Genomic DNA, 4,739 nt, shown 5'->3' on the forward strand with positions numbered 1-4,739 from the left:
CCCAGTAGACAGCACCCGAGCAAAAAGGAGAGCTAACGCGGAGTTGATGACAGAACTCGGCGTATCAGACAGAGTCAAACGAGGGGATGGCCGTTCTGGTCGAAATTGCGACGATCGTATCCAGGATTGGATGAACGCGCCGCTTGTCCCAGACCAGCGCGGCGGTAACAACCATGATGTGATCCTCAAGCGGGCGAACGACCACATTTGTTGGCGCGAGCCTGCTTGTTGATGTCGGCACAAGCGCCAGCCCCTGCCCGCAGCCGACATAGGCGATCTGGGACATCACGGAACGGACCTCGTGGAGAATGCGGGGCGAGAAGCCTTTATTGCGGCACAAGGCTGTGAGCATGTCGAAGTAGATCGGGCTGACCCTTCGCGAGGACATGACCATGGGTTCGCCGGCGAGCGCGCCCAGTGGCACCTCCCGCAAGTTCGAAAGTGGATGATCCAATTGAAGTGCAACCCCAAGGCGATCCTCGGTCAGGGGCAGCGAGGCAATCGATGGCCCCGCCTTCCCTTCGATCCGTGCAAAGGCAATATCGAGTTCGCCCGCCTCAAGCGCGTGCAGCGCCTCGGCGCTGTCGATCTCCTGAATGGTCACTGTGAGATTGGGATGCAACTCTCTCAGCCCCGCAAGGATGATCGGCACTGTCTCGAGCATGGCAGCGCTGATCGCGCCGATTCTCAGCACGCCAGAATGACCCGCTGCCACCTCGCGTACCACCTGTTCGAGCCGCTCCACCTGTGCGGCAAACTGGCGCACTGCCGGCAGGAGCGCCGCACCTGCCGGAGAGAGCGCCGTGCCACGTCGTGAGCGGTTGAACAGGGTAAGGCCGAGCGAGCGTTCGAGCACCTTGATCTGCTCGGTCAGCGGCGGCTGCGACATTCCGAGACGCCGCGCAGCGCGGCCAAAATGCAGCTCCTCGGCAACGGCAAGAAACATCCACAGGTGCCGAAAGAGCCGAAAGTCGATCGTCTGCATAGCGGTGTCTCTGTCTTGCTAATGTTACGATATACGTATCACAGCATTACCATAATCAAGCTTTACCTATCATATAAAGTTGCCGAGGATCACGTGTTCCGAACCAGAGACCATCCGCCATGCCCCGCAACCCACTGGAGCGCCTGGGCGCGCTTGACAGCAACACCATTTCCGATGCGCTGGATTTTCTCGGCTTGCCCGGTGCCACCTATGGTCTTCGCCCATTGTGGGATTGCCCGGCTGTTGTCGGTCGCGCCTCGACCGTCCAGTTGGGACCAAAGACGGATGCAGCGCCTGCTGTACACCTGATTTCCCCAGTTATTGATGCGATTACGGAGGAAGGGCGGGTGCTGGTGATCGCCGGCGGCATCGAAGGCGTTTCCTGCTGGGGTGACATTCTGGCCAACGCCGCAGTGGCGCGGCAAATCCGTGGCTCGATCATAGACGGCTGCTCGCGCGATATCGCAGGCAGCGAAGCGCTCGGCTATCCGGTATACGGCAGAGGGGTGACGATGATCTCGGCACGCAATCGCCTGATCCAGATCGCGTCGGGAACGCCGGTGGTCATGGCCGGTGTGACTGTCCGCGAGGACGATTTCGTGATTGCCGATCGTTGCGGCACTGCATTCATCGCGGCAGACGTAATCGGGGCTGTGCTTGACCTTGCCGAGCGAATCGACAAGCGCCAGACCGCAATGGTCGCGGCAGTCCGCAAGGGTCGCTCGGTCGCCGATGTAATGCACGATAGAGAGTTCGAAGCCATTGGCACCAGTCTGGACCGGGGGGCGAAATGAGCACGCTGCGGCAGCAGTCGAGCGAGGATCGTGACCTGGTGGCGCTGTTCGCAGGGCTTGATACGCCCGCCGTGTCCGATGCGCTCGACCGCTTTGGCATTCATGGTCAGGCGCTGGGGATCGTGCCGCTTGCCGACTATCGGCAGGCGGTTGTCGGCCCTGCCTTCACCGTGCGGTATGTGCCGGCCGCTGTTCCACCGGGAACGGTGGGCGATTTCATTGATGATGTCGCCGAGGGCGACATCGTGGTGATCGACAATGGCGGACGGACGGACTGCACTGTCTGGGGTGACATCATGACCGAGTATGCCGCACTTCGCGGCATTGCGGGCTCCGTGATAGACGGTGTCTGCCGCGATGTGACGAAGGCGCTTGGTAGTGGCTATCCGCTGTTTTCCGTCGGCCGGTTCATGCGCACCGGCAAGGACCGGGTCGAGGTGGCCGCTATTGGCGAGTTGGTCAGTATCGGATCAGTTCGCGTGACCAGCCGTGACATCGTGGTTGCGGACGCAAATGGCGTCGTCTTCGTGCCCCGAAAGCGCGCACCCGAGGTCGCCGAGGCTGCCCGGCGGATCGAGGAGACCGAAGCTGGCATCCGGGCGCGTATCGGCAACGGCATGTCCTTGCGCGAAGCCCGCAAGGCGCTCAACTATCACCTGCTGCAGCGCCGGGGATGAGTCCGGTGTCTTATGGGCCGAACCAACTCGAACGGGCGCTGACGCTCGGCACTTCGACACTGTTTGAGGCCGCAGCCATCCCCTCCGCGTCTGTCGATCCCCTCATTCGCCCGGTCTGGGCGGGCGCGACAGTGGCTGGTCATGCCTTTCCGTTGCAGTGTTCACCCGGAGACAACCTGGCGATCCATCTCGCCATGGAGCGGGCACCGCGCGGCGCCGTCCTCGTTGTCGATGCGAAAGGCTTTGTGGCAGGGTATTGGGGCGAAGTACTCACTGTTGCGGCCGAAGTTGCCGGAGTCGCCGGGCTGATCATTGATGGTGGTGTGCGCGATGTCACTGCGCTGCGGACGCGGCGGTTTCCGGTCTTTGCACGAGGTGTTTCGATGCGCGGCACGATCAAGGCCAGCGCGCCTTCCGTCGGTCTGCCGATCCTGCTTGCAGGCACCCCGGTCGGGCCCGGTGATCTGGTGGTGGCCGACGATGACGGGGTACTCATACTGCCTGCTGAAGCCGCCGCTGGCGCCATCGAACGCGGGGAAAGGCGCGCCGCGACGGAGACCGTGTTGATGGACGCACTTTTGGGAGGGCGCACAACGCTTGATTTGCTGGGCCTGACACGTTGGCGTAAGGTGGCCGATGAAGCCAGTATTTGAGCATGCCTCTCACCAGATTGTCGTGCAGCAGGTCGGCCTGGCCGTTGCAGCGCTGCAGCGCGGCGGGACGGGGGCGCCGATCCTTTTCCTGCATGGCTTCGGCTCGACCAAGGAAGACTATGCCGACATTGCGCGCTGGTCTGCCTTTGATGGCCAGCCATTCCTCGCCTACGATGCCCCAGGATGCGGCGAGACTGTTTGCGTGGCCCCTTCGAAGATCAGTATTCCGTTCCTCGTCGAGACCGCAATGGCGATGCTGGACCGCGTCGGCTTCGACCGCTTTCATCTTGTAGGCCATTCGATGGGCGGACTTACCGCGCTGCTTCTAGCACATGCCTGTCCGCAGCGGGTATTGAGCTTTGTGAACATCGAAGGAAATGTCGCGCCCGAGGACTGCTTTCTCAGTCGGCAGATCCATGACTACCCGTCGGAAGATGCGCAGCGCTTCCTCGACGATTTCATTGAGCGGGCCCGCCGAGCCCCCGCGCTCGCGAGCGCACTCTATGCCGCTGGTCTGCGCCACAAGGTCCATGTCGAGGCCGTGCGGCCCATCTTTACGTCCATGGTCGATCTGTCGGACAACGGACGGCTGATGGATCGCTTTGTCGGTCTCCCTTGCCCGAAGCTGTTCATGTATGGCGACGAGAACGCGCATCTCTCCTACCTCGCCGCTCTCGCTTCGAAGGGAATCGCGCTAGCTCGAATCGCACAAAGCAACCATTGGCCGATGTATTCGGCCCCAGCGGAGATGTGGCGGCGGATCGCCGAGTTCCAGCGCGGCTCTACCTGACCCTCGCGGCCCGCAACCAAGACGCCGTGCTCTCCCGCGCAGGAAATGGATTGCACCCATTCCAGACTGCCAATGCAATTGCGTGGACGCCAAGGTCAGGATCTAGGCATGTCAGCCTAGGTGCTAAGGAACGTCATGACATCCTCAACAGCGCGATGCCCTTCTGCGATCGCTGCGTGGGTATATGCAGTGAACGCCGCATCAGAATTGGCAATAGCAATCCAGCCGATGGGCTTGACCGCGTTGATCCGATGCGCCGCGAAATCGCCGGGATCGCCGGACAACGAATCTTCGCTGCAGGAATAGCCATGGGCCCAGCGATTGATCGTAATGCCGGCGACATGGCGATCAAAATCAAATCCGCCCGGGCCCAGCACATCGGTCATTTCGCGCCGCAATGGCCGCTCGAAATCGGCAAAAGTCATCTCGTAGAGCTTGGCCCGGCCCAGCCGGTTCTGGGTTCGTTTGTCACCTTGACCGGGCGCTCTCGGCACATAGTCGACATGCCCGACGATCAGCTCATCGGGTGAGGCGGAGAAACGATAGTCACCCAAGCTGACGGGGAAATCGAGTTGCATCCAGTGTTACATGCCGCCGGGCTTGAAGACCATTGCGACCCCGAGCTTGTGCCACGCATGCCAGTTGCGCAACGCGACATTGACGTAGACAGGCGGCCCTTTGACGTTCGCGCGCAACGCTTCGAGTTGCCGTTGGGGGATATTCCTGACCATATAGGGGATCATCACGTTGTAGCAGGCGAGGATGCTGGCATCGGCCGCTATCCTGACAAGTTTCCCGTCGCGGATGTACCCTACTTCGGCCCCTTCATCGACGTTGCGC

The 4,739-nt window shown here is 61.6% G+C and carries 6 protein-coding genes and 1 pseudogene; 4 read left to right on the plus strand and 3 right to left on the minus strand.

The window, feature by feature from the left end:
* Positions 1-64: 64 nt before the first annotated feature.
* A complete protein-coding gene (locus tag NDB2M1_RS00120; RefSeq protein WP_072378546.1) occupies positions 65-985 on the minus strand; it encodes a LysR substrate-binding domain-containing protein in 921 nt (306 codons plus the stop codon).
* Positions 986-1,104: 119 nt separating this feature from the next.
* On the opposite strand from NDB2M1_RS00120, the gene NDB2M1_RS00125 reads away from it, so the two are divergent.
* From NDB2M1_RS00125 to NDB2M1_RS00140, 4 genes are read left to right on the plus strand one after another with little or no spacing between them, the layout of a single operon-like run.
* Complete coding sequence (locus NDB2M1_RS00125) at positions 1,105-1,779, plus strand: RraA family protein (RefSeq protein WP_072378548.1); 675 nt, start codon at positions 1,105-1,107, stop codon at positions 1,777-1,779.
* Positions 1,776-2,456 carry an RraA family protein gene (locus tag NDB2M1_RS00130; RefSeq protein ID WP_072378551.1) on the plus strand — a complete coding sequence of 227 codons (681 nt, stop codon included), beginning with the start codon at positions 1,776-1,778 and terminating at the stop codon, positions 2,454-2,456. The genes NDB2M1_RS00125 and NDB2M1_RS00130 overlap by 4 nt, the downstream gene beginning before the upstream one ends.
* A 5-nt stretch (positions 2,457-2,461) precedes the next feature.
* Positions 2,462-3,109, plus strand: coding sequence for an RraA family protein (locus NDB2M1_RS00135; RefSeq protein ID WP_072378557.1), 648 nt, complete (start codon positions 2,462-2,464; stop codon positions 3,107-3,109).
* A complete protein-coding gene (locus NDB2M1_RS00140) occupies positions 3,093-3,899 on the plus strand; it encodes an alpha/beta fold hydrolase (RefSeq protein WP_072378553.1) in 807 nt (268 codons plus the stop codon). Before NDB2M1_RS00135 ends, NDB2M1_RS00140 begins: the two co-directional genes overlap by 17 nt.
* A gap of 116 nt (positions 3,900-4,015) precedes the next feature.
* Here the strand turns inward: NDB2M1_RS00140 and NDB2M1_RS00145 are convergent, their stop codons facing one another.
* Both NDB2M1_RS00145 and NDB2M1_RS22485 read right to left on the minus strand, forming a co-directional pair.
* On the minus strand, positions 4,016-4,477 hold the full coding sequence (locus NDB2M1_RS00145; RefSeq protein ID WP_072378555.1) for a hypothetical protein: 462 nt from the start codon (positions 4,475-4,477) through the stop codon (positions 4,016-4,018).
* 6 nt (positions 4,478-4,483) lie between these two features.
* Positions 4,484-4,739, minus strand: a pseudogene (locus NDB2M1_RS22485) (hypothetical protein); the annotation flags it as partial.

This window comes from Novosphingobium sp. NDB2Meth1 (genome assembly GCF_900117425.1).
GTDB lineage: Bacteria > Pseudomonadota > Alphaproteobacteria > Sphingomonadales > Sphingomonadaceae > Novosphingobium.

What these genes read in the sequence shown, in the direction of transcription:
- NDB2M1_RS00120 (WP_072378546.1), bottom strand. Translation starts at nt 985, where the DNA reads ATGCAGACGATCGACTTTCGGCTCTTTCGGCACCTGTGGATGTTTCTT.
- NDB2M1_RS00125 (WP_072378548.1), top strand. Translation starts at nt 1,105, where the DNA reads ATGCCCCGCAACCCACTGGAGCGCCTGGGCGCGCTTGACAGCAACACC.
- NDB2M1_RS00130 (WP_072378551.1), top strand. Translation starts at nt 1,776, where the DNA reads ATGAGCACGCTGCGGCAGCAGTCGAGCGAGGATCGTGACCTGGTGGCG.
- NDB2M1_RS00140 (WP_072378553.1), top strand. Translation starts at nt 3,093, where the DNA reads ATGAAGCCAGTATTTGAGCATGCCTCTCACCAGATTGTCGTGCAGCAG.
- NDB2M1_RS00145 (WP_072378555.1), bottom strand. Translation starts at nt 4,477, where the DNA reads ATGCAACTCGATTTCCCCGTCAGCTTGGGTGACTATCGTTTCTCCGCC.